Origin of the sequence: Simplicispira suum (assembly GCF_003008595.1) — a bacterium.
In the GTDB taxonomy this organism is placed as follows: Bacteria; Pseudomonadota; Gammaproteobacteria; order Burkholderiales; family Burkholderiaceae_C; genus Simplicispira; species Simplicispira suum.
Map to the genome: position 1 here is coordinate 2262648 of NZ_CP027669.1, position 26538 is coordinate 2289185.

At 63.6% G+C, this 26538-nt stretch carries 20 protein-coding genes, 1 pseudogene and 1 riboswitch; of the genes and pseudogenes, 12 read left to right on the top strand and 9 right to left on the bottom strand.

The genetic code is table 11. The features are described 5' to 3' along the window. Positions 1 to 6 precede the first annotated feature (6 nt). Both ctlX and C6571_RS10535 read right to left on the bottom strand, forming a co-directional pair. Positions 7 to 900, bottom strand: coding sequence for a citrulline utilization hydrolase CtlX (gene ctlX, locus C6571_RS10530; RefSeq protein ID WP_106446637.1), 894 nt, complete (start codon positions 898 to 900; stop codon positions 7 to 9). A 42-nt stretch (positions 901 to 942) separates the two neighbouring features. Further along, positions 943 to 1992 (bottom strand): ornithine cyclodeaminase, encoded by a 1050-nt coding sequence (locus C6571_RS10535; protein WP_106446638.1) that lies wholly within the window; start codon positions 1990 to 1992, stop codon positions 943 to 945. Positions 1993 to 2109: 117 nt separating this feature from the next. Between C6571_RS10535 and C6571_RS10540 the strand changes: the two genes are divergently transcribed. Further along, a complete protein-coding gene (locus C6571_RS10540) occupies positions 2110 to 2541 on the top strand; it encodes an Lrp/AsnC family transcriptional regulator (protein ID WP_106446639.1) in 432 nt (143 codons plus the stop codon). A 73-nt stretch (positions 2542 to 2614) separates the two neighbouring features. Continuing rightward, complete coding sequence (locus C6571_RS10545; RefSeq protein ID WP_170094719.1) at positions 2615 to 3844, top strand: GGDEF domain-containing protein; 1230 nt, start codon at positions 2615 to 2617, stop codon at positions 3842 to 3844. 58 nt (positions 3845 to 3902) lie between these two features. Here C6571_RS10545 and C6571_RS10550 read toward each other — a convergent pair whose 3' ends face one another. From C6571_RS10550 to C6571_RS10570, 5 genes are all read right to left on the bottom strand, one after another. Continuing rightward, on the bottom strand, positions 3903 to 5399 hold the full coding sequence (locus tag C6571_RS10550) for an aldehyde dehydrogenase family protein (protein WP_106446641.1): 1497 nt from the start codon (positions 5397 to 5399) through the stop codon (positions 3903 to 3905). A gap of 156 nt (positions 5400 to 5555) precedes the next feature. After that, the gene (locus tag C6571_RS10555; protein ID WP_245901250.1) at positions 5556 to 6341 is read right to left on the bottom strand and encodes an SDR family NAD(P)-dependent oxidoreductase; all 786 of its coding nucleotides are present in this window, start codon (positions 6339 to 6341) and stop codon (positions 5556 to 5558) included. Beyond that, positions 6338 to 7309, bottom strand: a complete 972-nt coding sequence (locus tag C6571_RS10560; protein ID WP_106446642.1) for a Bug family tripartite tricarboxylate transporter substrate binding protein — start codon at positions 7307 to 7309, stop codon at positions 6338 to 6340. Before C6571_RS10560 ends, C6571_RS10555 begins: the two co-directional genes overlap by 4 nt. Positions 7310 to 8114: 805 nt before the next feature. Further along, positions 8115 to 8951 carry an HAD-IIB family hydrolase gene (locus C6571_RS10565; protein WP_106448178.1) on the bottom strand — a complete coding sequence of 279 codons (837 nt, stop codon included), beginning with the start codon at positions 8949 to 8951 and terminating at the stop codon, positions 8115 to 8117. Between the two features lie 11 nt (positions 8952 to 8962). Beyond that, on the bottom strand, positions 8963 to 10591 hold the full coding sequence (locus tag C6571_RS10570) for a peptide chain release factor 3 (RefSeq protein ID WP_106446643.1): 1629 nt from the start codon (positions 10589 to 10591) through the stop codon (positions 8963 to 8965). Between the two features lie 122 nt (positions 10592 to 10713). Here C6571_RS10570 and C6571_RS10575 point away from each other — a divergent pair, with 122 nt between their 5' ends. The 4 genes from C6571_RS10575 to metF all read left to right on the top strand — a co-directional run bounded on the left by C6571_RS10575 (position 10714) and on the right by metF (position 15402). After that, positions 10714 to 11940: an MFS transporter gene (locus C6571_RS10575; protein ID WP_106446644.1), complete on the top strand. Its 1227-nt coding sequence runs from the start codon at positions 10714 to 10716 to the stop codon at positions 11938 to 11940. 10 nt (positions 11941 to 11950) lie between these two features. After that, positions 11951 to 12073, top strand: a riboswitch (S-adenosyl-L-homocysteine riboswitch). Between the two features lie 70 nt (positions 12074 to 12143). Continuing rightward, positions 12144 to 13577: an adenosylhomocysteinase gene (ahcY, locus tag C6571_RS10580; RefSeq protein ID WP_106446645.1), complete on the top strand. Its 1434-nt coding sequence runs from the start codon at positions 12144 to 12146 to the stop codon at positions 13575 to 13577. A 164-nt stretch (positions 13578 to 13741) separates the two neighbouring features. After that, positions 13742 to 14527 (top strand): TlyA family RNA methyltransferase, encoded by a 786-nt coding sequence (locus tag C6571_RS10585; RefSeq protein WP_106446646.1) that lies wholly within the window; start codon positions 13742 to 13744, stop codon positions 14525 to 14527. Then, positions 14524 to 15402, top strand: a complete 879-nt coding sequence (gene metF, locus C6571_RS10590; protein ID WP_245901251.1) for a methylenetetrahydrofolate reductase [NAD(P)H] — start codon at positions 14524 to 14526, stop codon at positions 15400 to 15402. Before C6571_RS10585 ends, metF begins: the two co-directional genes overlap by 4 nt. Here the strand turns inward: metF and C6571_RS10595 are convergent. Beyond that, entirely contained in the window at positions 15391 to 16284 is an 894-nt protein-coding gene (locus C6571_RS10595; protein WP_106446647.1) for a 23S rRNA (adenine(2030)-N(6))-methyltransferase RlmJ, read from the bottom strand. The two genes, metF and C6571_RS10595, sit on opposite strands and share 12 nt — an antisense overlap. Positions 16285 to 16506: 222 nt before the next feature. Between C6571_RS10595 and C6571_RS10600 the strand changes: the two genes are divergently transcribed. Next, on the top strand, positions 16507 to 18393 hold the full coding sequence (locus tag C6571_RS10600; RefSeq protein ID WP_106446648.1) for a serine/threonine protein kinase: 1887 nt from the start codon (positions 16507 to 16509) through the stop codon (positions 18391 to 18393). Between the two features lie 34 nt (positions 18394 to 18427). Then, positions 18428 to 19342 (top strand): LysR family transcriptional regulator, encoded by a 915-nt coding sequence (locus tag C6571_RS10605; protein ID WP_106446649.1) that lies wholly within the window; start codon positions 18428 to 18430, stop codon positions 19340 to 19342. Between the two features lie 88 nt (positions 19343 to 19430). On the opposite strand, the gene C6571_RS10610 is transcribed toward C6571_RS10605, so the two are convergent. Beyond that, on the bottom strand, positions 19431 to 20675 hold the full coding sequence (locus C6571_RS10610; protein ID WP_211300622.1) for a D-amino acid dehydrogenase: 1245 nt from the start codon (positions 20673 to 20675) through the stop codon (positions 19431 to 19433). A 155-nt stretch (positions 20676 to 20830) separates the two neighbouring features. Between C6571_RS10610 and C6571_RS10615 the strand changes: the two are divergent. The 4 genes and pseudogenes from C6571_RS10615 (at position 20831) to C6571_RS10630 (ending at position 26525) form a co-directional block, all read left to right on the top strand. Then, positions 20831 to 22179 (top strand): annotated as a pseudogene (locus C6571_RS10615) (aspartate aminotransferase family protein). 37 nt (positions 22180 to 22216) lie between these two features. After that, complete coding sequence (locus tag C6571_RS10620) at positions 22217 to 23191, top strand: TAXI family TRAP transporter solute-binding subunit (protein WP_106446650.1); 975 nt, start codon at positions 22217 to 22219, stop codon at positions 23189 to 23191. Positions 23192 to 23283: 92 nt separating this feature from the next. Continuing rightward, positions 23284 to 25884, top strand: coding sequence for a TRAP transporter permease (locus C6571_RS10625; protein WP_106446651.1), 2601 nt, complete (start codon positions 23284 to 23286; stop codon positions 25882 to 25884). Continuing rightward, positions 25881 to 26525 carry an aspartate/glutamate racemase family protein gene (locus C6571_RS10630; RefSeq protein ID WP_106446652.1) on the top strand — a complete coding sequence of 215 codons (645 nt, stop codon included), beginning with the start codon at positions 25881 to 25883 and terminating at the stop codon, positions 26523 to 26525. The genes C6571_RS10625 and C6571_RS10630 overlap by 4 nt, the downstream gene beginning before the upstream one ends. Positions 26526 to 26538 lie beyond the last annotated feature (13 nt).

Below are 26538 nucleotides of genomic sequence, written 5' to 3' on the forward strand. Positions count from 1 at the left end.
CTGGGGTCAACGCCGCGCCAGATGAATGCCCGCCAGCATGCAGCGCACCGAGCCGCCGGCCAGTTCGATGGTCGGCACGGTCAGGGGCAGCAGCGTGGCGCTGCGCTCGATGACGGCCTTTTGCGCAGCGCTCAAGCTGGCGCAGGCGCGTTCGGACAGGGCCAGCAGCCGCTCGCCGCCCCGGCCGCTGAGTTCCAGCGCATTGCCGGCAAAGTCGCCGATCTGCTGCGCGTCCAGTTCAATGAGTTCGCGCCCGCTCTCGCGCAGGCGCTCGCGCACCGCGACCCGCCGCTGCGTATCGGCAATCAGGTAAAAGCCGCCGAGCGCAAAGTCGGTGCCTACGCACAGCATGACATTGGTGTGGTAGCAGGCCTGGCCCTGGGCGTCGGCCGTGGCGAAGGCCATGGGCTCGAAGTTGAAATGCGTGCAAAAGCGCTCCAGCGCCACCGGGTTGGCGCGGTTCGACTGGGCCGTGTAGGCGATGCGGGCGACATGGTCCAGCACCATGGCACCGGTGCCCTCCAGAAACATGCCGTCGTGCTCCAGGCCCGAATAGTCAATGACGTCCTGCACACGGTACGTCGACTTGAGGTCCTCGATGATGTCGCTGCGCCGCTCGCGCCGGCGGTTGGGCGCAAACATCGGATACAGCGCTACATGGCCCCCCGCATGGGTGGAGAACCAGTTGTTCGGGAACACGCTGTCGGGCGTGCTGCGGGCACCGTCGTCGTCAAACAGATGCACGCGCACCCCGGCGACCTCCAGCCGCGCCGCAGCGTGGCTGACTTCCGCATAGGCAAGGCGGGCCGTCTCGTCCGGCGGCTGGCGGCATGCGCGGCTCTGAAAGGCGTTGTCTGCGGCGGTTTCCGGGTTGGGGTGAAAGTGCAGCGGACGCACCATCACCACGGCAGCCGGCGCCTGAAGGGAAGCGAGGGACACGGCTCAGGCCACGCGGCGCAGGCGTGCTGCCGAGCCGATGCCGCGCGTGCGGCCGAACAGGTTTTTCGGATCGCCATCGCTCGGAACGAGCTGCACGTCGCGCCCGATGCCGCGCTCCTGCGCCAAGCGGTGCAGCACGCGCAGGGCGGCGTAGTCCTCCAGCGCAAAGCCAACGGAATCGAATACGGTGACTTCCTGCTCGGAGGTGCGGCCGGGCGCCTCTCTGGCCAGCACGCGCCAGAGTTCGGTCACCGGATGGTCGGGCGCGAGCTGCTGGATGTCGCCCTCAATGCGCGTTTGCGGTTCGTATTCCACAAAAATGCGGGCGGCGCGCAGCACATCCGGGTGCAGCTCGGTCTTGCCTGGGCAGTCGCCACCCACGGCGTTGAGGTGCATGCCCGGCTCGATCATGTCGGGCGTGAGGATGGTGGCGCGGGCCTTGTCGGCGGTGATGGTGGTCACCACGTCGGCACCGCGCACGGCGTCCTGCACCGAAGCCGCGCGCACGACGGTGAGGCCCGGCCAGTCGGCCAGGTTGCGCTGGAGCTTGTCGGTGGCGGCGGCATCGACGTCGAAGGCGCGCACTTCGTCAATGCCCAGCAGGGCGTGAAAAGCGAGGGCTTGAAACTCGCTTTGCGCGCCGTTGCCGATCAAGGCCATGCAGCGGCCATTGCGCCGGGCCAGGGCGCGCGCCGCCATCGCCGATGTGGCGGCGGTGCGCAGCGCCGTGGTGAGCGTCAGCTCGGACAGCAGCAGCGGATAGCCGGTTTCCACCTCGGCCAGCACGCCAAAAGCCATGACCGTGGGCAGGCCCCGGGCCGGGTTGTCGGGGTGGCCGTTGACGTATTTGAAGGCGTAGTGCGTGGCACCGGCCACGGGCATCAGTTCGATCACGCCGCGTTCGCTGTGGCAGGCGCTGCGGGCCGATTTGTCAAATTCGGGCCAACGCAGAAAGTCGGCCTCAATGGCCTGTGCAAACTGGCCGATGAGTGCTGCGGGGCCCATGGCTTGCACCAGTTGCGATAGGGCGGGAAGGTCGATAAGGCGGGTCATTTTTTTGTCTCCATAAGCTGTCCATTCATTGTCTTTTGCTGGCCCAGCCAACGAATAGCGACAAAAGCGTGCAAATCGGCAGACTCTCAGGCCGCTTTGCCAGCAATAATTGGCGTTATGAGCAAAATTGACGATACCGATCGCCAACTGTTGGGCCTGCTGCGCGACAACGCCCGTACGCCGTTGGCCACTCTCGCGCTCAAGCTGCGTGTATCGCGCGGCACGGTGCAAAACCGGCTGCGCAAGCTGGAAGAATCGGGCGTGATCACCGGCTACACGGTGCGCCTGCGCCCCGATTCCGAGCCCCAGCGCATTCGCGCCTGGATGTCGATAGCCGTGGAAGGCAACGGCGCCCCCGCCGTGATTCGCGCCTTGCGCGGGGAGGCGGCGGTGGGCACCCTGCACAGCACCAACGGGCGCTGGGACATCGTGGCCGAGGTACGGGCAGACAGCCTGGAATCGTTTGACGCGGCGCTGGGCCGCATCCGCCTGACGCCTGGCATTGCGGGCACAGAAACCAGCATTCTGTTGTCGACCTACAAGGCGTGAAACCCCGCTGCATGCATTGCCCATAGGATGGTCTTCCATGGACGTTCCATAGGGGCCTAACATGTGGGGAGCCATGCCATCTGCCCATTCCGAAACGCGTGTTGTCCCGCTGCCCGAGCGGGTGTCGCCCCTGAGTGGCGAGTTTGTTGACGCTGCGTTGGAGCAGGCCTTTCGCGAAAGCACGCTTGCCCGTGTGCTGTCGCAGCAGCGCACGGGCCTGGTGCTCTGGGCCGCCTTGATGATCGTGTTCGTGGTGCCCGACTATCTTGCCTTGGGCGCCGTGCCCAGTTTCTGGGTTTTGGCGGTGTACCGCGGGGTGTTCGCTCTGCTGTTGCTTGCCACGGTGGAGGCATTCAGGCGCAAGCCCGCGCTGGCCTTGCACGGACACCTGCTGATGGGACTGGCTTTGCTGGGCTACCCCTTCTTTTTCCTGCTCTACGGGTTGCGTCCAGAGATACGGTCGTTCAATACCGGCGCCATCATGGTCATCCAGCTCATGCTGTTCCTGTTTGTGCCGGTGCGCGTGACCCTGGCGGCGCCGGTGGCGCTGTTCGGGGCTGTCGGAGCCACTTTGGGGGTGTGGCTGACCACCACGGAGGTCTTTGTCAAGGTGGGAACGGCTTTCCTGGTGGCCCTGCCGGCCGTGCTGGGTTATGCGGCGGCGCTGCGCCAGCAGAAGACCGAAAGACAGGAATACCTGTTGCGCCGCCAGCTGCAGGACGCCAACCGCGAGCTGCAGGACGAAGTGGCCCGGCGCGTGGCTTTGCAGGACGAACTTGAGCGCCATGCCTCCACGGATTTGCTCACTGGGTTGCCCAACCGCCGCGCGCTTGCTGAACGCTTTGCGACCGAATCGGCGCGGGCGCAGCGCCGCAGCGAACCCCTGTCACTGGCCATGTTGGACCTGGACCATTTCAAACGCGTCAACGATACCCACGGCCATGCCGGCGGCGATGCGGTGTTGAACGCCGTAGGCGAGATGTGCCTGCGCTCCTTTCGCGGTGTCGACATGGCTGCGCGGGTCGGTGGCGAAGAATTTGCGGTGATGCTGCCAGACGCCAACGTGCAACAGGCGGGTGCGGTGATGCAGCGCTTCATCGACCAGCTGGCCGCAACGCCCACAACGGTTGGCAACCAGGCGGTTCGGGTAACAGCCACCGCTGGCGTGGCCCAGCAGCAGCCGGGCGAAGATCTGAACGTGCTGATGGCGCGTGCCGATGCGGCTCTGTACATCGGCAAGCAGGCTGGGCGCAACCGCGTGGTGCTGGCGCCCCCGGCGGGCAGTGCGAGCGCGTCGGGCTGATGTCGGTGGCCTGCGGGTGCTGCGCCATGTGACGCACGGCGTCGAATGTGCCTCTGGCTCAGGGCATTCCTAGTCGTTCCATTGCCGGCCGTTTGAGCGCGATCGTCACCGTCTTTTCCTCTGTGTAGAAGTGGCGCATGCCGTCGATGCCCTCGCGCCCTACGCCCGAGTTCTTGTAGCCACCGAACGGAAAGCGCAGATCCAGCGTCATCGGTGTGTTCACCAGCACGACGCCTGCCTTGATGGCACGCATGGCCTGGTTGACTTGCGCCAGGTCATTGCTCCACAGGTAGGACACAAGGCCGAAGTCCGACGCATTGGCGATGCGCAAGGCTTCGTCGAAGTTGTCGAAGGTCTGAAAAGCGGCAAAGGGACCAAAGATTTCTTCCTGGCATACCTGGGTGTCGTTGGACGGCATCAGGACTGCGGTCGGCTCGAAGTAATAACCGGTTTCCAGCTTTGCCGGCCGTTGGCCGCCGCACAGCAATCGGCCGCCTTCGTTCAAGGCCGCGCCGACGAAGGATTGGACTCTGGCGTAGTGGGCCTCGTTGGCAAGCGGCCCGATCTCGGTCGCCCGGTCCAGCGGGTCGCCGACGCGGATCGTGCGTGCCCGTTCTGCGAATCGCCGAAGGAACTCGTCGGCAATGGAGTGTTCGAGCAGGATGCGCGAGCCGGCAAAGCACTGTTGACCGTTGTTGGTGTAAATCGCCGTCAGCGCACCCTCCAGCGCGTCGTCCAGGTTGGCCGATGCGGTGATGATGTTGGCGGACTTGCCGCCCAGTTCCAGATCCACGCGCTTGAGTCCAGGGGCCGCCGCCGCCGCGATGGCCCGGCCCGTGGCTGTGCCGCCCGTGAAGGATACGACCCGCACGTCCTTGTGGCGCACCAGCGCATCGCCCGTGATATGGCCACGGCCATTGATCAGGTTGACCACGCCTGCCGGTACGCCGGCCTCGGTCAGGATGCCCATGAACCGGGCCACGGCCAGCGGTGTGGTCTCGGCGGTCTTGACCACGCAGCTGTTGCCGAAGGCCAATGCTGCAGCGATCTTGGTCGAGGCCAGAGCCAGCGGTGCGTTCCAGGGCGAGATCAGGGCTGCCACGCCGGCCGGCTCGCGCACCACGTAACGCAGATAGCTGTCGTCCTGTACGCCAGCCCTTTCGGTGTTCTGCGACAACCAGTCGGCGAAGAACGAAAAGTTGCTCACGATACGGGGCAGCTGGCGCGAATGCACATAGCGCAGGGGCAGGCCGCTATTGAGCGATTCCAGCCAGGCGAGCTCGTCCAGATGTTGCGTCGTCAGTGCGCCGATTTGGCGGAAGATCCTCTGCTTTTCAGTTGCTGGCAGGTCGGCCCAGCGGCCTTGCTCGTGAGCGCGCCTGGCTGCTGCCACGGCAGCAGCGGTCTCGTTGGCGTCGGCTTCGGAAAGCTGGGCTATCGTTTCTTCGTTCGCGGGGTTGATCACCGGCAGCAGGTGGCTGCCAGCTGACTGCCATTGCCCGTCAATGAAACTGGTGACTACCGCAGGCAGCCGGTAAGGTGTGGACATGCTCATGCCATCTGACTCCCGTTGTTGATGTGAAGCGATTTGTCGCAGCTTTGCGCGCGCTGATGCCAGGTCCCGGATCTGCCAAAAACCATCGCAGCCCGGTCCCTGAGTTGGAACGCTTGTTCGCCGTTGCTTTGGGGCAAGTGCCTATCAGCTATTCGATCAAGACCAGAACCCGCCGTTGACATGCACTGTCTGGCCCGTCATGTACGCGGACCCCGGCCCCATCAGAAACATCAGCGGACCCACGATGTCGTTCGGTTGCGCAATGCGCTGTAGCGGTACCGCTTGTGCCAGTTGATCAACGTCGATCCGCACGCTCTTTTCTGGCTGGCTGGTTCCACCTTTCAGAAACGCGGTTTCGACCGCACCAGGTGCCACCGCATTGACCCGGATCACCGGTGCCAGTTCGGTGGCCAGGGCGCGCACCAGGTTGATGACGCCGGCCTTGGCGGCGGCATACGGTCCATAGCCGGGCAGCGCGACGCGCACGCCAAAGGTCGAAGAGGTGTGCACCAGCGCCGGTGTCTTTCCGGCGCGCAGCAGTGGGATCGCTTCGCGCGACAGCAGGTAAGCGCTGCGCAGCGTGCCGGAGATGATGTCATCCCACTCGGCACTGGGAAGGTGCTCCACCAAAGTGCGCTCGCGGGTGTAGCCCACCAGGTTGACGAAGGCGTCGCACGCACCGCCCCACGTCGAATGCACCTGGGCCATCGCATGCTTGATTTCGTCCTCATGCAGTGCGTTGCAGGCGATGGCCTGAACGCCCGCAGGAGGGGGGTTCTCACGAATGGACGATTCCAGGTCGAGCACGATCACCTGCAGCGCGTGCGCCTGCGCCGCGGCCACGAAGGCGCGGCCAATGCCACCGCAACCGCCCGCCACCACCACGCGCGTACCCGCAACGGGCATCAGGCCTGAGAAGGCCACAGAGGCTGGCGCGGTCATTTTTCAGAGGCCGTCAAGACCTTCCAGGTTTTGTCTTCCAGGCTCAACTGCGCTGCCACCTCGGCCGGCGTCGCGGACCAAGGTGAATTGGAATTTGCGCGCACCCGCGCCTGAAACTCAGGGTCTTTCGTCACGGCCATCCCCTCTGCGCTCAGACGTTCCGCAATCTTGTCGGGGACCCCGGCAGGCGCGAAAACAGCGAGCCCGTAAGTCCACTCCAAGCCTTGGACACCTTGCTCTGCTGCAGTAGGGATTTCCGGGAGGAATTCGTTGCGTTTGGGCGCGGCCACTGCAAGCGGCGTCAGCGTTCCGTTTTTCTGATGCTCGCGCGCCGCGCCTGGCGAAAGCAGACCGATCTGGACGTGTCCGCCCATGAGGTCGGTCACCACGGGTGCCTCGCCCTTGTAAGGCACATGCACCATGTCCAGCTGTCGTTCCCGGCTGAGCGATTCCAGCAGGAGGTGTGTGGTGGTGCCTTCACCGTACGAGCCGTAGGCGATCTTTCGCGTTTTTGCCAGCTTGAGCAGATCGGGGAGATTCGTGGCCAGGCCGGGCGTGGCCACCAAAATATGCGGATTCTGGCTGACACCCACGATCGGTCGGAAATCCTTGAAAGCATCGTAGGGCACCTTGACGTCCTTGCGCTGTGCCACCAGTTGCAATACCACCGTGAACAACAGCGTGTAGCCATCGGCCGGAGCTTTTGCCACCGCATCGGCGCCAATGATTCCAGAGGCACCGGCCCGGTTTTCCACCACGACCGTTCCTTTCAGTCTCGAGGCCAGGCCGGCTGCGAAATTGCGTGCGGTGCCATCGGCAATGCCGCCCGGTGGGTAGGGGACAATGATCCGGATCGGCTTGGCGGGGTAACTCGGGTCTGCCGCCTGGGCTGCACCCATGCTGAGCATGCCCAAGCAGGCGCCGAGGCTGGCCAGCCAGATGCGGCGACGGGCATTGAAGTGGTTCATGAATGTCTCCTTTTCGTGGTTTTCAAGTTTTTCCGAAAATGGCGGTGGCGTTCACCGGCTCGTCTGCGCCGCAGCTACCACGGCCGCGCTGCCGGCAACCGCCGCTCTTGCTATGCACCGCGCGTCTCATGGCTAGGCGCTTTGTCCCAAAACTTGTAAATCTGGTGTCTCGCTGACTGCTTCCAGGCTCTTTTGGGGCACTGGACAGATGTCGCACGGGTGCGCCGAAAAGTATTCGACCGAGGAGGGGGCGAACAGACAGCCACCTGTGACGGGCTATAACCAAGGGTGGTCTATCTGGATGTGGGCGCGCACGGTCCGTCCGATGTCACCTGGGCCGGTCTATTGGTAGAGGTCGGCCCGCCCGCTGGCCAGCGGGTTCTGGGAGAAGTCAATGCGATGCGCCAGCGAAACCGAAACGACCGGTCATGGGGTCGTGTCAACCGTGGCGACGCTCGTTGCGCACATCGGCCACAGAAACGCATGGCCGTTGCTTTGACAAGGGGTTGGCTGGGTTCACACGGCGGTGTTCAGCCGCGCGCCACGGGCGGTGTTGCCTCAGTCTGGCGGTTGCTTCGCAGTGCTAGGGCCTGTTAACACTATGCGATCCCCTTGCATAGTGTTAACAGGCCCTAGTGTCGTGCGTTGGAAATTCGTCTCAAAATAGTGCTGAGAATCGCCGCCATGCCGCCATGCCGCCATGCCGCCATGCCGCGCTGCACATCCTCGCGATAGCTGCGGCTATCGCTGTGGTTTGCGCCTTGCCTGACGACGATTTCGCCCTTTTTCGTTTTTCAACGTATTTTCAACTCACGACCCTGGCCTTCAGAAGCTGCCGCGCCACCTCAGCAAACCCGGCGCCGCGCTCGTTTACCGTTACATAGCGTGGCAGATGGATCAGCTGCGGCACAAAGCGCGCAATGTTGGCCACGCCCACACTGTGCTCGAAGTGCTCGAACATGATCTGGTCGTTGGTGGAATCGCCCACATAGATCCAGCGCGCCGACTCCTGCGCCAGATCGCGCCCGAACAGCTCGCGCACAATCCAGCGGGCACCTTCCCATTTGTTGTGCCCGCCAAACCAGCCGTTGATGTGAATGCTGCTGACCGACGCGCTCATGCCGGCAGCCCGCATGATGGCCACGCACGCATCGATGGCTGACTGGGGCAGGTGCGCAAATTCGCTGTGGTCAATGGCAATGTCGGTTTCGCGGCCAGCGGAATCCTGGGCGCGCCGAGCCTGCGGAACTTCGCGCTCGATACGCTCCAACACTGCGTGCATGGCAGTGAAGTTGGCAGCGCGCACAGCCGCGTCTTGTTGGTATATTTTTGATAGCTGCTGGCGATTGTCAGATAAGCGCTGGAGGCCAATTTCACCTGAAATTTTTGTGGGCGATGGGCGCAGCGCCACAGCACCGTTTTCCGCCACCACTGCATCCACGGGCCAGGTGGCCGCAAAGCGCTCGCTCCAGCCCACCGGCCGACCGGTAATGGGAATGACATGCAGGCCAGCAGCCTTCAAATCCCCCAACGCTGCGAGCGCCTCGGCCGTAATGGCCCCTTCGGTGGTCAGGGTGTCGTCGATGTCGGTGAACACGCCGAGCAAGTCGGCGGGGGCCTGCCACGCAGCCAGCGTTTGCAGCGAAGGCTCCATCAGGCAGCGCTGCCGAGGCTGAGTCCGGCATGCTCGCGCAGCGGATGAAACTGGATCTCCGGGAAGCGCTCCTGCGCCAGCCGCACGTCGTACGGCGATGTGCACAAAAACGCCAGGGCGTTGGCCGCGTCGTGCGACAAACGCATGGGGTAGGCGTCGGTGAAGGCGCGCAGTTCGGCCGGGCTGTTGGCGGTGATCCAGCGCGCGCCGGTGTATTGGCAGCCTTCCAGACGCACGTCGGCGTCGTACTCGGCGCGCAGGCGGTGCTGCACCACTTCAAACTGCAGTTGCCCCACGGCCCCGAGAAGCATCGGGCCGCCGACGTCGGGTTTGAAGACCTGGATCGCGCCTTCTTCGCCCAACTGGGCCAGGCCTTGCTGGAGCTGCTTGGTGCGCAGTGGATTTTTCAAAATCACGGTCATGAACAGCTCGGGCGCAAAGAACGGCAGACCGGTGAATTGCAGGTTGGCGCCGTCGGTGATGGTGTCGCCCAGCTGCACGCCGCCGTGCGTGGTAAAGCCAATGATGTCGCCGGCGTAGGCTTCTTCGACCGCCTCACGGCGCTGGCTCATGAAGGTGACAACGCTGGTGGGGCGCAGCTCTTTGCCGGTGCGTTGCACCTTGAGTTTCATGCCCGGCTGGTAGCGGCCGGAGGCCACGCGCACGAAGGCGATGCGGTCGCGGTGGTTGGCGTCCATGTTGGCCTGCACCTTGAAGACCACGCCGGCAAAGCCTTTGTCCTCGGGCTGGACGGTCTTGACCACCGGCTGCTTGTTGACCAGCAGCGTGCTGATGCGCGGGCCGGGCGGGGGCGACATGTCGACCACCGCGTCCAGCACTTCCATCACGCCGAAGTTGTTCACGCCGGAGCCGAAGAACACCGGCGTGAGCTTGCCGGCCAGGAAATCCTCGTGGTTCCACGCGGCAGAGGCGCCGACGGCGAGCTCCATGCTCTCGAGCGCATCGTCAAAGGGCTGGCCAAAGCGCTTGCGCAGCCGGTCGGCCTCGGCCAGCGGCACCACTTCAAAGTCTTTCGGCCCCCGGTCGCTGCCGGGGGTGAACACCGTCATGGTCTGCGTGCGCAGGTTGATGATGCCGCCAAAACTCTTGCCTTGGCCGACCGGCCACGTGATGGGGCAGCAGGGCATGCCGAGCTCGCGCTCGACTTCGTCGAGGATGTCCAGCGGGTCGCGCACCTCGCGGTCCATCTTGTTGACGAAGGTGATGATGGGGGTGTCGCGCTGGCGGCAGACTTCAATCAGGCGGCGGGTTTGTGCTTCCACACCGTTGGCGGCGTCGATCACCATCAAGGCCGAATCGACGGCGGTGAGCACGCGGTAGGTGTCTTCCGAGAAGTCCTTGTGGCCGGGCGTGTCGAGCAGGTTGATGACATGGTCGCGGTAGGACATCTGCATCACGCTCGATGCGACCGAAATGCCGCGCTGCTTCTCAATCTCCATCCAGTCGGACGTGGCATGGCGGCTGGCCTTGCGGCCCTTGACGGCGCCAGCGATCTGGATTGCGCCCGAGAAAAGCAACAGTTTCTCCGTCAACGTGGTCTTGCCGGCGTCGGGGTGGGAGATGATGGCAAAGGTGCGGCGGCGCCGGGTTTCAGAGGCGTAAGACAAAGGAGATCCAGGAATCGGGTTAGAGCAGGCCGCACAGGGCGTGGGCGTGTCTGCAAGCGCGCTGATTTTACGGGGGCGGGCGCGGCGAGCAGGGTGGGCCGGCGCATGTCACAGTTGCGCCCATGCCGGAATCCGCTTCATCGCCCGCCGCTCGCACCTGGGTGCAAGCGGGAACGCCTGCCTACCATCGCATTAGCGGGGCCTTGTTTTTGGCAGGGTTTGCGACCTTTTCGCTGCTCTATTGCGTCCAGCCGGTGCTGCCGGAGTTCGCCGCGCATTTCGGCTTGGGCGCCGCCGGCAGTTCGCTGGCGCTCTCAGTCAGCACGGGTTGCCTGGCCGCAGCGATCTTTGTCGCCGGTGCGCTCTCGGAAGGGCGCGACAAGCGGCGACTGATGTTTGCGTCGATGGCTTTGGCTGCGCTGTGCAACCTGTTGGCGGCGGTGGCGCCCACCTGGGGGCTGCTGCTTGCGGCCCGGGCGCTGGAAGGCGTGGTGCTGGGCGGCGTGCCGGCAGTGGCCATGGCCTATCTGGCCGACGAGATCCACCCGCGCGGCCTGGGGTTCTCCATGGGCCTATATATCGGTGGCACCGCCTTTGGCGGCATGGCGGGCCGAATCGGCATGAGTGCGCTGGCCGACCAGTTCGGCTGGCGTGTGGCCATGGCCACCATCGGGGTGCTGGGGCTCTTGGCGGCGCTGGGCTTCGTCTCGCTGCTGCCGCGCAGCAGCGGCGCCGCCGTGGCCGGACCGCGCCGCGCGCTGGGCGTGCAGTTCCACCTTGCTGCCTGGATGGAGCACCTGCGTACGCCCGGCTTGCCGCTGCTGTTCCTCTCGGGTTTTGCGCTGATGGGCGTCTTTGTCTCGCTGTTCAACTACGCCGGTTTTCGTCTGGCACTGCCGCCCTACAACCTGAACCAGACGCAGATCGGCCTTGTTTTCAGCGTCTACCTTTTTGGCATGCTTGCCTCACCTACGGCCGGCGCGCTGGCCGATCGCCTGGGGCGTGCACCGGTGCTGGTGGGGGGTGTGGCGCTGATGGCTGCTGGCGTGCTCTTGACCCTGGTGGCGCCGCTGCTCTGGGTGATTGGCGGCATCGCGGTGCTCACCTTTGGCTTTTTTGTCGCGCACGCGGTCGCCAGTGGCTGGGTGGGGCAGCTGGCGCACCAGTACAAGGGGCATGCGTCGTCGCTCTATCTGCTGGCCTACTACCTGGGGTCGAGCGTGCTGGGATCGGCGGGTGGCTGGTTCTGGGAGCACGGGCGCTGGCCGGCTCTGGTCGCCTTCTCGCTGGTGCTGCTGGCGGGCGCACTGGCGATGGCGCTGCGCCTGCGAAGGCGCACGCCGATATAATCGCTGTTCTTCTCCCGAGGAGCGTTGCAGCGTCCCGCAATTCAAAAGCAGGCGTGAGGCTCGGGAGGCCGGGCCGAATGGTCTGTCGAATTCGACAGGCTCAAGATCCGCTGTGCAACGACGCTCATCCACCTTGCGTGCGATGGGCTGCAAATCTCAACCGCGGCAGGTGGTGTTTCAAAAAACAGCTTTTGGAGCCAACCATGAACGCCCGCAATCCCGCCTTTTCTTCCACCGACTGCGCCATTACCGATATCGGTCTGGCCGACTGGGGCCGCAAAGAAATCCGCATCGCCGAAACTGAGATGCCCGGCCTGATGGCCATTCGCGAAGAATTTGCGCCCAAGCAATCGCTCAAGGGCGCGCGCATTACCGGCTCGCTGCATATGACGATCCAGACCGCCGTGCTGATCGAGACACTGCAGGCGCTGGGCGCCGAGGTGCGCTGGGCCTCGTGCAACATCTTTTCGACGCAAGACCACGCTGCGGCTGCCATCGCCGCCAGCGGCACGCCGGTGTTTGCCATCAAGGGCGAGTCGCTGGAAGACTATTGGGACTACACGCACCGCATCTTTGAATTCGGCGCGAAAGATTCCAAGGGCGAAGGCCCGAACATGATTCTGGACGACGGCGGCGATGCCACCATGCTGATGCACTTGGGCAAGCGCGCCGAGAAGGATCTCTCCGTGCTCGACAAGCCCACCAGCGCAGAAGAAAAAATCCTGTTTGCCGCGATTCGCGCCAAGCTGGCTGTTGACGCCACCTGGTACTCGCGCAAATCGGCCCAGATCATCGGCGTGACTGAAGAGACGACGACCGGCGTGCACCGCTTGAACGAAATGTCGGCCAAGGGAACGCTGCTGTTCCGCGCCATCAACGTCAACGATTCCGTCACCAAGAGCAAGTTCGACAACCTGTACGGCTGCCGCGAATCGCTGGTCGATGGCATCAAGCGCGCCACCGACGTGATGATTGCCGGCAAGGTGGCCTGCGTGGCGGGCTACGGCGATGTTGGCAAGGGTTCGGCCCAGGCGCTGCGCGCGCTCAGCGCCCAGGTGTGGGTCACCGAAATCGACCCGATCAACGCTTTGCAGGCGGCGATGGAGGGCTACAAGGTCGTGACCATGGAATACGCTGCCGACAAGGCCGATATTTTCGTCACCACCACCGGCAACCGCGACGTGATCCGCCACGAGCACATGGCCGCCATGAAGGATCAGGCCATCGTCTGCAATATCGGCCACTTCGACAACGAGATCGACATTGCGTCCGTTGAAGGCTACGAGTGGGAAGAAATCAAGCCCCAGGTCGACCACATCACCTTCCCCGACGGCAAGAAGATCATCCTGCTGGCCAAGGGCCGTCTGGTGAACCTGGGCTGTGGCACCGGCCACCCGAGCTTTGTGATGAGCGCCTCGTTTGCCAACCAGACCATTGCGCAGATCGAGTTGTTCACGCGGCCTGATGCGTATGAAGTGGGCAAGGTCTACGTGCTGCCCAAGGCGCTCGATGAAAAGGTCGCGCGCCTGCACCTGAAAAAGGTGGGCGCCATGTTGACCGAACTCAGCGACGCGCAGGCGGCGTATATCGGGGTGAGCAAGCAGGGCCCTTACAAGCCCGACACCTACCGCTACTAACCGGCGGCGGCGCTACTGCGCGGCCCGGATGCGTCGTTGCGGGTCCTCCCGTGAATCCTCACGTAGCGCCGCTGCGTTCCGGTTCCCGGCGCCCCCCGCGCCTAGCCTGCGGACCGCTCGCTACGCGCTGAAGCGGCAGCGGGTACACACAACTATCGGAACCCATGCGAATTGACCAACTTCTTGTCGAACGCGGCCTTGCCGCTTCGCGCGCGCAGGCGCAGCGGCTGCTGAGTGCAGGCGCGCAGTGGCGCCTGGGGCAGGGTGCCTGGAAGCAGGTGGCGAAAAACGGCGACAACGTCCCCGAAGACGCGCAGGTGCAGCTCTTGGACAGCTCTGAGGCGCGCTACGTTTCGCGTGGCGGGCTCAAGCTTGAGGGGGCGCTGGCGGCTACAGGCCTTGAAGTTGCGGGGCGGGTGTGCCTTGACATCGGGCAGTCCACCGGTGGCTTCACCGATTGCCTGCTGCAGCAAGGCGCTGCGCGTGTGGTCGGCGTGGACGTGGGCCAGGGGCAGTTGCACCCGCGGCTGCGCGAAGATACGCGCGTCATCTGCGTCGAACAAGTCAACGCACGCGCGCTGGATGCTTCAGACTTGATAGCTGCTTGCGCAGACGGAGTAAGCGCTGGAGGCCAATTTGACCCAAAGTTTGAGGTGATTGTGGGCGACCTGTCGTTCATTTCGCTCACCTTGGTGCTTCCCGCGCTGGCGCCGCTACTCGCCGAGGGCGGCGCGATGCTGATGCTGGTCAAACCCCAGTTTGAACTGCAGCCCGGCCAGGTCGGCAAGGGCGGCATCGTGCGCGACCCTGCGCTGTATGTGGTGGTCGAGCAGCGCATTCGTGCCTGTTGTGCCGAGCTTGGTTTGAAGGTGCAGGCCTGGCTGGACAGTCCCATTGATGGCGGCGACGGCAATCACGAATTTTTTATTTTTGCGAGGAGGGCCGCGTGAACGCTGCCAAACACCCTGATACCCGAAACGCCGCGCCTGCGGTGAGTTTTGAGTACTTTCCCCCCAAAACACCCGAAGGCGCCGAGAAGCTGCGCACCGTGCGGCGCCAGTTGCAGGCGCTGGCACCTGAGTTCTGCTCGGTGACCTACGGAGCCGGTGGCTCGACCCAGCAGGGCACGTTCGAGACGGTGCGCGAAATCTTGCAGGAAGGCGTGGCGGCAGCTTCGCACTTCTCCTGCATCGGCGCCACGCGCCAGTCGGTGCGCGAGCAGCTTGCCTTGCTGAGCGCCATGGGCGTCCAGCGCCTGGTGGCTTTGCGCGGCGACCTGCCCAGTGGCTATGGCATGGGCGGCGAGTTTCAGTACGCGAGCGACCTGGTCTCCTTCATCCGCTCTGAAACCGGCGACGCGTTCCACATTGAAGTGGCCGCCTACCCCGAGGTGCATCCCCAGGCCCGGTCGCCCGAGGCCGACCTGCGCGCCTACGTCACCAAGGTGCAGGCCGGGGCGAGTTCCGCCATCACGCAGTACTTCTACAACGCCGACGCGTATTTCCGTTTCGTCGACGACGCTGCACGCCAGGGCGCGCAGGTGCCGGTGGTGCCCGGCATCATGCCGATCGGCAGCTCCTCGCAGTTGCTGCGGTTCTCGGATGCTTGTGGCGCCGAGGTGCCGCGCTGGATCCGCCTGCGCCTGCAGTCGTATGGCGACGACGTGGCCAGCATCAAGGCCTTCGGCCTCGACGTGGTGACGCATTTGTGCGAACAACTGCTCGCTGGCGGTGCCCCTGCGCTGCACTTCTACACCATGAACCAGAGTGCTGCGACGCTTGAACTGTGCCGTCGCCTGGAGCGCGCCAGCCCGCTATCCGCCTGATTCGAGCGTGAATGTCGCGTGCCGGTCCTGGCCGAGGCGCTCCACCAGTTGCGGCAGTGCCGGCGCCAGCGCGGCCTTGAGCGTGTGCGGTGGGTTGATGAGAAACATGCCGCTCGCTGGCAGCCCAGGGCGCTTCTCCTCGCCGGTGGCACTGGTGATGATCTTGCTGGACTTCACCGTCAGCGTGGCGTGCAGCCAGCTTTTGCCGGCTTTTTGCGCCATGGTTTTCAGGCGGCGTGGCAGGTCGTGTGCCTCCGGGCGCGGAATGATGGGGTACCAGACCGCGTAGGTTCCGGTGGGAAAGCGCTTGAGTCCCTCAACGGCCAGGTTCAACACCTTGCCGTAGTCGCTCTTCATTTCATAGCTGGGATCGCAGAGCAGCAAAGCGCGGCGGGCTGGTGGAGGCAAGAATTTGCGCCAGCCCTCGAAACCATCCTCGGGCAGCACCGCCACTTGCCGCCCCGCATCGAGCTGGGCCACGTTGCCGGCGAGCGAACGCCCGTCGCTCGGATGCAGCTCGAACAGCTTGAGCCGGTCGTGCGCACGCAGCAGGTGCTGGATGATGAAAGGTGAGCCTGGGTAGACCTTGAGCGTGGCGCCCTTGTTGAACGAGCGCACCAGATCCAGGTAAGCCTGCAGCGCGGGCGCCAGCGGCGCAGCATCGGCGGGCGCTGCCGCCAGTTGCAGCAGGCCGTGGCCCGATTCCCCGCTGGTGCGCGCATAGTCGCCATCAAGTCGGTACAGGCCGGCGCCGGCATGGGTATCGACCACCGTGAGCGCCGCGTCTTTCTCGGTGAGGTATTGCACAGTCGCAATCAGCACCGTGTGCTTGAGCACATCGGCGTGGTTGCCTGCATGAAAGGCGTGGCGGTAACTGAACATGCAGCGATGGTAACCAAGCGCGGCATGCCTGCACTGGCGCTCGCCACAGGTGGCATGTTTGTTGCTGCATCTGAGGGGAAACCACCAGACAGCCATGCTGCCTGCGCAAACTGTGCGATTTTTTGTCCCTCAGGGTCATTTTTGCGCCCCTGTGCTGTCAAAAACTATGATGATGCCCAGCTGAGCCAGCGCCGCTGCGCTGCATGAGACCGCCCCTTACGCATGACCGAAAGTTCTGTTTCCGAGCCCCGAACGCAAGTGCGCCACATGGACGCCTTGCCGGTGGGCACACGCCTGGCCGAATTTGAAATCCTTTCCCTGCTCGGGGTGGGTGGCTTTGGCATGGTCTACAAGGCCTTCGATCATTCACTGCATCGGGCCGTGGCAATCAAGGAATACCTGCCTGCAAGCCTGGTCGCGCGCGCCAACGATGGAACACTCTGGGCGCGCTCTTCGACCGACGAACCGGCGTTTCAGGCCGGCCTGCATTCGTTTGTCGATGAGGCGCGCATGTTGGCGCAGTTTGACCACCCCTCGCTCGTCAAGGTGTTTCGCTTCTGGGAATCGCACAACACCGCCTATATGGTCATGCCGCTGTACCGTGGCATGACCTTCAAACAGGCGCGGGCCCAGATGCGCACGCCGCCGCCCGAGGCCTGGTTGCGGCAAGTGCTGTGGTCGGTGCTGGGAGCACTGCGTGTGCTGCACGACGCCAATACCTTGCACCGTGACATCTCGCCGGACAATATATTTCTGCAGGATGTCGGCCCACCGGTACTGCTGGACCTGGGTGCGTCGCGCCATGCGATCAATGACCGCGATCACAAGCATACCGCCGTGCTGAAGGTGAATTACGCGCCGATAGAACAGTACTCCGACGGCGAAGGCGAGGGCTCCCTAGAACTCGAACAAGGCCCCTGGAGCGATCTGTATTCACTGGGCGCAGTCGTTCATGGCTGCTTGTGCAACGATGCGCCGCTGCCGGCCACGCTGCGCTCACTGCGCGACCGGATGGTGCCTTTTTCGCGCGTGGTCAAAACGGTACGAAAGCAGTTTGGTCTGGACTATTCGACGGAATTTGTGGCCGCGATTTCCCAGTCGCTCAAGCTTCAGCCCGAGGAGCGCCCGCAAAACATCGACGCTTTTCTCGCCACGATGGCCATGACCAGCCCGCCTTTGGGCCTGGAGCAGTTCGATTTTCGCGCCGAGTTGGGCGATATCTGGGTAGAGCCGACGGACCAACCGGATGCCACTCTCACGGCACCCACCGTGGACCTTACCGGCGAGCGACCTTCGACAAGCCCGAAGGCCTTGTCCGGTAGCACCGTGACCGCCGTGGAGCCGGTGGTCAGCACTGCGGCCGTTTCACCGCCCAAGGCGGTGCCCCCGCCGAGCGCCCCCGAGTCTGAAATACAAGACACGGTATTTCTTGAGCGCGACAGCGTGCTTGCTGAAATCGAGCCGCCAGGCCGTGCGTCGGTGCCCTCGCGGGCCGAACCGGCGACGCTCGAATCCCAATGGTCCAAGAGTCGCACGGCAGCGCCCGCACGTCGACCCCGGTGGCTGTGGCTCGGTGTCGCTGCCTCCGTAGTCGTCTTGGGAGCCGCAGCCGTGGGGCTGCGCCACAAGGCTGCGCCCCCTGTGGCACCTGCCGCCTCGCCCGACGCCATCATCACGGAACTCAAATCTGCGCCCACTGCGCCGGTGGAGACCTCCACTTTGACTGGCGCTTTGCCGTCCGAGGCACCAGAGGCTGCAGCCAGCGACGCGGCGATCGACGCTGGTCCGCCGCCTGCATTTGTCACGGCCAACGATCCGCGGGCTGCGCCCCGGATGCCCGCCAGAGCGGTGCGGACGAAAGAAGTGCCGCCGGCCGAATTGCCTGTTCCCGCGCCTGCACCGACGGCAGTGGCCCCACCGCCGCCACCCGTTCCGGCGCCGGTGCAGCGAAAGGCGCCTCCACCGCCTCTGTGCTCTGGCACCAATGCGCTGACCCGCAGCATGTGTCTGCGTGATGAGTGCAACAAGCCGGGCAACGCGAACCGATCTGATTGCATAGAGTTTCGCCGCGCGATCGAGCCTTTGGAGCGCAATAATTTTGCCAACTGAATCCCGGCGAACGCTTGCCTGAGCCTGCAGAACCATGCGCCTGCGCCATATTGAGATCTTCAATGCCGTCATGGTGACGGGAAGCGTGAGCGGCGCAGCGCGGCTCATCAATGTCACCCAGCCTGCGGTCAGTCGCACGCTGCAGCATGCCGAGCTTCAGCTGGGGTTTCCCTTGTTCGAGCGCACCGCCGGCCGGCTGGTGGCGACGGCCGAGGCACGTACGCTGTTTCCTTTGGTGGACAAGCTCTTTTCCGATCTCGACGACGTGCGCCGTCTGGCCAAGGGTCTGCGCAGAGGCGAGAGTACCAAAACACTTCGGGTGCTCACGGTGCTGGCAATGAGCTATGCGGCCTTTCCCGCAGCAGTGCAGCGCTTTCGCGCATTGCATCCATCGGTCGTGATTCACCACGAAGCCTTGCATTCTCCGCAAATCGTCGACGCCTTGGTGCTGCAGGAAGCGGATGTGGGTTTTCTTTTTGGTGCGCCATCCCACCCCGCGTTGAGCGTGGAGCGCTTGGCAAGCCAGCGCCTCGTCTGCATCGTTCCCAAGGGTTTGCTGACGCTGCAGCAGCGGGCGGCTGGTGCGCTCCAGGTGCAGGAACTGGCCACCTTGCCAGTGATTGGTCTGGACGCAAGAGATCCCGTGGGCCGCATGCTGGCCAATGCCCTGAGCGATGCGCTGCCCGATTTGCAGCCGGCAATGGTGGTGCAGACCTACCACGTTGCCTTGGCGCTTGCGCACCACGGCGTGGGCGTTGCCGTTGTGGAGGGCTGCACGGCCGTGTCAGCAGATCTGTCGCGTGTCGATGTGGTGGCGTTCGAGCCTGCAGTGCAGACTTTCGTGCATGCGGTACGTCCCACTTCGAAGCCGCATTCGCAGCGGGTACGCGCGTTCACCGAATGCATGCGCCAGGCGCTTGCGCAGATACAGCTGCCAGCACTGCACTAGGGCCTGTTAACACTATGCAAGGGATCCCCTTGTATAGTGTTAACAGGCCCGAATGCAGTTTCTGCAAGGAAGCGCGAGCGCGAATCTTTCAGGTGCGGCGGCGTTCCTGAAGTGGCTTGAGCAAGGCCCGGGCCGTGCCAAAAGCCAGTGTGAAGCCCAGGGCGCCATGGCCCGTGTTGAACAACAGGTTCTCGGGCGCGCCCGCCAGTCGGCCAACAATGGGCAGCCCGGTGGGTGTGGCGGGTCTCAGTCCTGCCCAGCGATCCAGGGTGGCGTAGTCACTGGCCCGCGGAAAAACCTCGCGGCCAGCGGCCAGCAGCGTTTCAATCCGCGCATCCGGCACGCTGTTGTCATGGCCTACCAATTCCGCCATGCCGGCAATGCGCAAGCGGTCACCCAGGCGCGCAAAGACCATTTTTCGTGCTGCGTCGGTGACGCTGACATGGGGTGCAGCAAAGGGGTCGGTTGCTGCACGGACCGTTGCGCTGTAGCCTTTGAGTGGATAGACCGGCAAGCGCTTGCCGATGCTCCGCGCCAGTGGAACCGAACCCGTCGCCATGGCCAAAACGAATGCGTCGCCTTCGATATCGCCCGTGCTGGTTTGCGCTGCACGTATTTGAAGCCCGTCGGAAACCAGGCCCGTGACTTCGGTTTCCAGCATAAAACGCACGCCCCGAGCACGCAGCGCTGTCTCCAGGCCAGCGCAGACCTTGAAGCAATCGGCTGCGCATTCACTGGGGGTGTAGATGGCGCCCGCAATCCGCGCCTCCTGGCGCTCGAGCGCCGGTTCGATTTCTACACATCGACGCGCATCGACAGCCTCCTGCACGCTGCCAAGCGCACGCTGCAGCAACATTTGCCGCTGTGCGGCAACGAAGGATTCCTGGTTCGCGTACAGCACCAGCTTGCCGGTCGCGGAGAAATCGCACGCGATTTGGCTGGCCGACAACATCGCATCAAAGGCAGCGCGGCTGCGCTCTGCGAGCGCAAGCAAAGTTTCTGTCGTCGCCCGCGACACGTCATTGCGGCAGGCGGCGAGGAAGCTCAGCCCCCATGCCCACTGTGCGGGGTCTGCCTGGATGCGCAGCTTGAGGGGTGAGTCACTGGCCAGTAGCAGCTTGGGCAACTGCCGCCAGATCGATGCGTCCGCCAGCGGCTGGACGTACGAATAACTCAACTGCGCCCCGTTGGCGCGGCTGGCGCCTGCACCGCTGGCCGCACGGTCGATGACGGTGACTTTGTGGCCCTGTTGCGCCAGCTCCCACGCGCTGGCAAGGCCGACGATCCCGGCGCCCAGGACAACAACTGCCTGCGTATTTGCTGCTCGATTCATGCCTGCATGCTAGATCAGGCGGTCGGCGGCGTCGCATGCCAATGTATGGTGGGGCCATGTCTAAAATATATGCAGGGCGAAGCCATAAGCTTTTGGCATGGGCTTGCTAGCAATTTGCATATGGCGCTGTGCCTTGCGGTCCTAAACTCGTTGTCATGAACCGCTCGCCGTTGGTCGCCCCCTCTACGCATGTCTTTCACCGCCACTTGCACGTAACGCCGCCGCGCGCCGCGTCGGGCCAAGGCGTCTATTTGTGGGATGCCGAAGGGCGCCGCTATATGGACGCATGCGGGGGGCCGCAGTTTCCTGTCTCGGACACGGCCACCCCGAAGTGCTGGCCGCCATGCACCGGCAGATTGACCAACTGGCCTACGCACACACGAGCTTTTTCACGACCGAAGTAGCCGAAGCGCTGGCCGACCAACTGGTGCGCACGGCGCCGCCTGGCATCAGCCACGCCTATTTCGTCAGCGGTGGCTCCGAGGCCATGGAAGCGGCCATGAAGCTGGCCCGCCAATATTTTGTCGAGATTGGGGAGCCCGAGCGCCGCCACTTCATTGCGCGCCGCCAGAGCTATCACGGCAATACCCTGGGCGCGCTGGCGGTGGGCGGCAATGCCTGGCGCAGGGCGCCGTTTGCACCGCTGCTGGTGGAAGCCACCCATGTATCGCCTTGCTACCCCTATCGGGAGCAGCACGTCGAAGAATCTCCCGAGCAATACGGCTTGCGCCTGGCGCATGAGCTTGACGAAACCATAGAGCGCCTCGGGCCCAAGAGCGTGATTGCCTTTGTGGCGGAAACCGTGGGCGGTGCCACTGCGGGCGTGCTGGTGCCGGTTCCCGGTTATTTTCGCGCCGTGCGCGAGGTATGCGACCGCCATGGCGTACTCTTGATCCTGGACGAAGTGATGTGCGGAATGGGCCGCACAGGCAGCTTGCACGCCTGTACGCAGGAAGGCGTGGTGCCGGACATTCAGGCCATTGCCAAAGGTTTGGGCGGCGGCTACCAGGCCATTGGTGCCGTGCTCGCGCAAGGCCGTATTGTTGAGGCCATCGGGCAGGGCAGCGGGTTTTTTCAGCATGGCCATACCTATCTGGGCCACCCGGTCGCCTGCGCTGCGGCGCTGGCGGTGCAGCAAGTCATCGAGCGCGACGGCCTGGTCGAACGCGTGGCAAGTGCAGGCGTGCAGTTTGGCGAGCGTTTGCACCAGGTGCTGGGCGCGCATCCGCACGTGGGTGACATTCGCGGGCGCGGCTTCTTCTGGGGTGTGGAGCTGGTGCGCGATCGGGACTCGAAAGCGCCGTTTGACCCTGGGCTGCGCCTGCACGCGCAGGTGAAGAAACAGGCAATGTCGCGCGGTTTGATGGTTTACCCCATGGGCGGAACGGTCAATGGGTGCGATGGTGATCACATATTGCTGGCACCACCTTTCGTGGCGAGCGACGAAGAGTTGGCGCAGGTCGTGGACCTGCTCGCCGAGTCCATATCCGCGTCGCTGCCTTGATGGTGTCAATCCAATTTTTTTGAAGGAGAGAAGAAAGATGAAGACAAAGTTTTCCCTGAGCATGCTGGCTGCCTCTGTGGGTCTTGCCGCCTCGATGATGACTCCAGCTGCCGTCGCGCAGCAGAAGTTCGTGACGATTGGAACGGGCGGCGTCACCGGCGTTTATTACGCTGCGGGTGGAGCCATCTGTCGACTGATGAACAAGGACCGGGCCAAGCACGGCATCCGCTGCTCGGTGGAGTCCACTGGTGGCTCGGTGTTCAACGTCAACACCATCCGTGCTGGCGAACTCGATTTCGGCGTCGCCCAGTCCGACGTGCAATACAACGCTGAAAAGGGCCTCAAGCAGTTCGAGAAAGACGGTCCCTACAAGGAACTGCGCTCGGTGTTTTCGTTGCACCCAGAGCCTATTACGATCCTGGCGCGCAAGGAGGCCAACATCAAGTCGATCGAAGACTTGAAGGGCAAGCGTTTCAACATCGGCAATCCAGGCTCCGGCACCCGTGCTGCGGCCGAGGAGTTGATTGCGGCTCTTGGCTGGAAGAACTCTGACTTCGCTCTGGCGTCTGAGCTCAAGGCCGACGAGCACGGCGCGGCACTGTGTGACAACAAGATCGACGCATTCCTTTATGGGGTCGGCCACCCTTCGGCCAACATTCAGGATCCGACCACGACCTGTGGCGCCCAACTGGTGCCGGTGACGGGCCCGGCCGTGGACAAGTTGGTGGCAACTGCGCCGTACTATGCCAAGGTGGAGATTCCCGCTGTCTACGCTGGCAATCCGAAGCCGACGCCGACCTATGGCGTGCTCGCTACCTTGGTCACATCAAGCAAGGTGCCTGACAACGTCGTCTATGAGCTGACAAAAGTCGTGTTCGACAATTTCGATGACTTCAAGAAGCTGCATCCGGCCCTCGCGCACCTTGACCCCAAGGAGATGATCAAAAACGGCCTGAGTGCTCCCTTGCATCCTGGTGCTGTGAAGTACTACAAGGAAAAGGGCTGGATGTAATCCGTCCGGTTTCATCAACGTCGGCATTCGCCGCAAAAAAGCTCTGATCTGTCAGGGCTTTTTTGTTTCAACCACGTATTGCGAGGACCCGCATGACCTCCGCCAACGAACCTACTGCTGCCCCAGCCGTCGACGTGCAGCAGCTCGTCGCCGACAACGATCTGGGCGGGCGCTCGCCCGGCCCGGCGGTCGGACTTTTTCTTCTTTGTGTCGCGCTCGCTTGGTCGCTGTTCCAGCTTTGGATTGCGTCGCCCCTGCCGTTTACTTTCGGTATTTTGGTGTTCAACGACACCGAGAGTCGCTCCATCCACCTGGCCTTTGCCGTGTTTCTGGCCTTTTTGTCGTACCCGGCATTCAAGCGCTCACCGCGTGAACACGTTCCAGTGACCGATTGGGTCATGGCGCTGGTCGGAGCGTTTTGTGCCGCTTACCTGTTTCTGTTTTATCGCGAGCTCGCAACGCGCCCCGGCAATCCAACCGATATGGACATCACCACTGCTGTCGTCGGCATGGTGTTGTTGCTCGAAGCCACGCGCCGCGTGCTCGGCTTGCCGATGGTGATTGTGGCGGTCGTGTTCCTCACCTACACCTTTGGCGGGCGCTACATGCCCGACATGATTGCCCACCGCGGCCTGTCACTGAACCGCACCATGAGCCACCAGTGGCTCACGACGGAAGGCGTTTTTGGTGTGGCGCTGGGCGTCTCCAGTGGCTTTATTTTCTTGTTTGTGCTGTTTGGCTCGTTGCTCGACAAGGCGGGCGCCGGCAACTATTTCATCAAATCGGCTTTTGCTCTGCTCGGCCACATGCGCGGTGGGCCGGCCAAGGCCGCCGTGCTGTCTTCGGCCGCCACCGGCATCATCTCCGGTTCGTCAATTGCCAACGTGGTGACGACGGGCACTTTCACGATCCCCTTGATGAAGCGCGTGGGCTATCGGCCGGACCAGGCAGGCGCGGTGGAAGTGTCCAGCTCGGTCAACGGCCAACTGATGCCGCCGGTGATGGGGGCTGCCGCCTTCCTGATGGTGGAATACGTGGGCATCCCCTACATCGAGGTCATGAAGCATGCCTTCCTGCCGGCGATCATTTCTTACATTGCGCTGCTTTATATCGTGCACCTTGAGGCTCTCAAGGCCAACATGGTGGGCCTTCCCCGGCGCGGGACGGCCACGGGTGGCTCGCGCCTGCTGTCGCTTGCGCTGACCATCTCCGGGTTCTTTGTCCTATGCGGAGTGGTGTACTGGGGCGTAGGCTGGATCAAAAATGTGGCCGGAGATGCAGCCATCTGGATCATTGGCGCCGGACTCCTGGCAGCGTATGTGTCCCTGCTCTGGTTCGGCTCGCAGCAACCGGAACTGCCACTGGATGATCCGGAAGCGCCGGTATTCGAACTGCCGGAAACGGCGCCTACCGTCAAATCCGGCCTGCATTACCTGCTGGCGGTGGTGGTGCTCATCTGGTGCCTGATGGTCGAGCAGATGTCGCCTGGCCTCTCCGCCTTCTGGGCCACGATGTTCATCATTTTCGTCATGCTGACGCAAAAGCCGATACAGGCATTCTTCCGAGGTGCAGGCGGGCTCGGGGCCGCAACCAAGCAGGGCGTGCTGGATCTGATCGACGGCATGGCCGCAGGCGCGCGCAACATGATTGGCATCGGTGTGGCCACCGCAGCGGCCGGCATCATCGTCGGCACCGTCTCGCTCACCGGCATTGGCCTGGTGATGACAGAAATCGTCGAGCTGCTCTCCGGCGGCAATCTCATGTTGATGCTGTTTCTGGTGGCCATCATCAGCCTGATTTTGGGCATGGGCCTGCCGACGACGGCCAACTACATCGTGGTTTCCACGCTGATGGCGCCCGTGGTGGTGCAGCTCGGTGCGCAAAACGGCCTCATCGTGCCACTGATCGCCGTGCACCTGTTCGTGTTCTATTTTGGGTTGATGGCGGACGTGACGCCGCCGGTGGGCCTGGCGTCGTTCGCCGCAGCGGCCATTGCGCGCACCGACCCCATCAAAACCGGCATCACCGCGTTCGCTTACAGCATGCGCACGGCCATCCTGCCGTTCCTGTTCATTTTCAACACCCAGTTGCTGATGATTGGCATTACCGGGCCGTTTCACTTCGCCCTCACGGTGATCAGCGCAATAGTGGCCATGTTGGTTTTTGCCGCCGCCACGCAAGGCTACTTTTTGGTGCGCAGTCGCTGGTGGGAAAGTGTCGCTCTGTTGCTGGTGACGTTTACGCTGTTCAGGCCGGGCTTCTGGTGGGACATGGTGTACCCAGAGTTTCAGGAAGTACCCGCTGCCCAGATGGGCCAGCTGATCGAAGAAGCTCCTGCGAACGCGAGCAAGCGCGTCTGGATTGAAGGCACCAACCTAGATGGCCAGGACATCCGCAAAGGCGTGCTGCTGCCGCTCGGCGCGCCCGGCACGGTACGCGAACGTCTTGGCAATGCGGGCGTTAGCGCGATAGCCCAGGGCAAAGAGCTCTTGATTACGCAGGTGAAGTTTGGCAGTGTGGGCGACAAGCTGGGCATTGAGCAGGGCTACCGCATCGTGTCCGCAGAGGTCGCGGCCGACCGGCCGGACAAGGAGTGGATGTTTGTTCCCGCCATTGCGCTGCTCCTGCTGGTCGTGGCGCTGCAGCGGCGGCGGTTCACGCCCACGCCAAAACCGGTGGCACGCTCTGCATGACGCGCATTGCACTCATCCATGCGCTTGCGCACTCGGTGGCACCCATCAACGACGAGCTGGCGCGCGCCTGGCCTGGCGCCCGGCGTATGAACCTGCTCGACGACAGCCTCTCGGTCGATCTTGCGCAGCAAGGGCAGGGGTTGGATGCGGCCATGCATCTGCGTTTTGAGGTGCTTGCGGACTACGCAGTGGGCACGGGGGCGCAGGCGATTTTGTTTACCTGCTCCGCTTTTGGCCCGTGCATCGAGGCCGTGGCGCGCCGGCATGCAGGCATTCCCGTACTCAAACCGAACGAGGCCATGGTGCAGGAGGCGGCAGCGCATGGTGGGCCCGTCGGGCTGATCGCATCGTTTGCCCCCACGCTCTCGAGCATGCCCGCCGAGTTCCCTGCGCAGGTCGAATTGCGTTGCGCGCTGGCCGAGGGTGCGATGCAGGCGCTCAATCGTGGCGACGTGGAAGCGCACGACGCCTTGGTGGTGGCAGCAGCGCAGAAACTTGCAGCGGCCTCCTGCGGCGTGATTGCGCTGGCACAGTTCAGCATGGCACGCGCCGCACCCGCCGTGCGCCAGGCACTGGGCTTGCCGGTGCTGACCACGCCAGAGAGCGCCGTGCGCGTGTTGCGTCAGCGCCTCGCGTCTTGATGTGCGGTGGGAG

What these genes read in the sequence shown, in the direction of transcription:
- ctlX (WP_106446637.1), bottom strand. Translation starts at nt 900, where the DNA reads ATGGTGCGTCCGCTGCACTTTCACCCCAACCCGGAAACCGCCGCAGAC.
- C6571_RS10535 (WP_106446638.1), bottom strand. Translation starts at nt 1,992, where the DNA reads ATGACCCGCCTTATCGACCTTCCCGCCCTATCGCAACTGGTGCAAGCC.
- C6571_RS10540 (WP_106446639.1), top strand. Translation starts at nt 2,110, where the DNA reads ATGAGCAAAATTGACGATACCGATCGCCAACTGTTGGGCCTGCTGCGC.
- C6571_RS10545 (WP_170094719.1), top strand. Translation starts at nt 2,615, where the DNA reads ATGCCATCTGCCCATTCCGAAACGCGTGTTGTCCCGCTGCCCGAGCGG.
- C6571_RS10550 (WP_106446641.1), bottom strand. Translation starts at nt 5,399, where the DNA reads ATGAGCATGTCCACACCTTACCGGCTGCCTGCGGTAGTCACCAGTTTC.
- C6571_RS10555 (WP_245901250.1), bottom strand. Translation starts at nt 6,341, where the DNA reads ATGACCGCGCCAGCCTCTGTGGCCTTCTCAGGCCTGATGCCCGTTGCG.
- C6571_RS10560 (WP_106446642.1), bottom strand. Translation starts at nt 7,309, where the DNA reads ATGAACCACTTCAATGCCCGTCGCCGCATCTGGCTGGCCAGCCTCGGC.
- C6571_RS10575 (WP_106446644.1), top strand. Translation starts at nt 10,714, where the DNA reads ATGCCGGAATCCGCTTCATCGCCCGCCGCTCGCACCTGGGTGCAAGCG.
- ahcY (WP_106446645.1), top strand. Translation starts at nt 12,144, where the DNA reads ATGAACGCCCGCAATCCCGCCTTTTCTTCCACCGACTGCGCCATTACC.
- C6571_RS10585 (WP_106446646.1), top strand. Translation starts at nt 13,742, where the DNA reads ATGCGAATTGACCAACTTCTTGTCGAACGCGGCCTTGCCGCTTCGCGC.
- C6571_RS10595 (WP_106446647.1), bottom strand. Translation starts at nt 16,284, where the DNA reads ATGTTCAGTTACCGCCACGCCTTTCATGCAGGCAACCACGCCGATGTG.
- C6571_RS10600 (WP_106446648.1), top strand. Translation starts at nt 16,507, where the DNA reads ATGACCGAAAGTTCTGTTTCCGAGCCCCGAACGCAAGTGCGCCACATG.
- C6571_RS10605 (WP_106446649.1), top strand. Translation starts at nt 18,428, where the DNA reads ATGCGCCTGCGCCATATTGAGATCTTCAATGCCGTCATGGTGACGGGA.
- C6571_RS10610 (WP_211300622.1), bottom strand. Translation starts at nt 20,675, where the DNA reads ATGAATCGAGCAGCAAATACGCAGGCAGTTGTTGTCCTGGGCGCCGGG.
- C6571_RS10620 (WP_106446650.1), top strand. Translation starts at nt 22,217, where the DNA reads ATGAAGACAAAGTTTTCCCTGAGCATGCTGGCTGCCTCTGTGGGTCTT.
- C6571_RS10625 (WP_106446651.1), top strand. Translation starts at nt 23,284, where the DNA reads ATGACCTCCGCCAACGAACCTACTGCTGCCCCAGCCGTCGACGTGCAG.
- C6571_RS10630 (WP_106446652.1), top strand. Translation starts at nt 25,881, where the DNA reads ATGACGCGCATTGCACTCATCCATGCGCTTGCGCACTCGGTGGCACCC.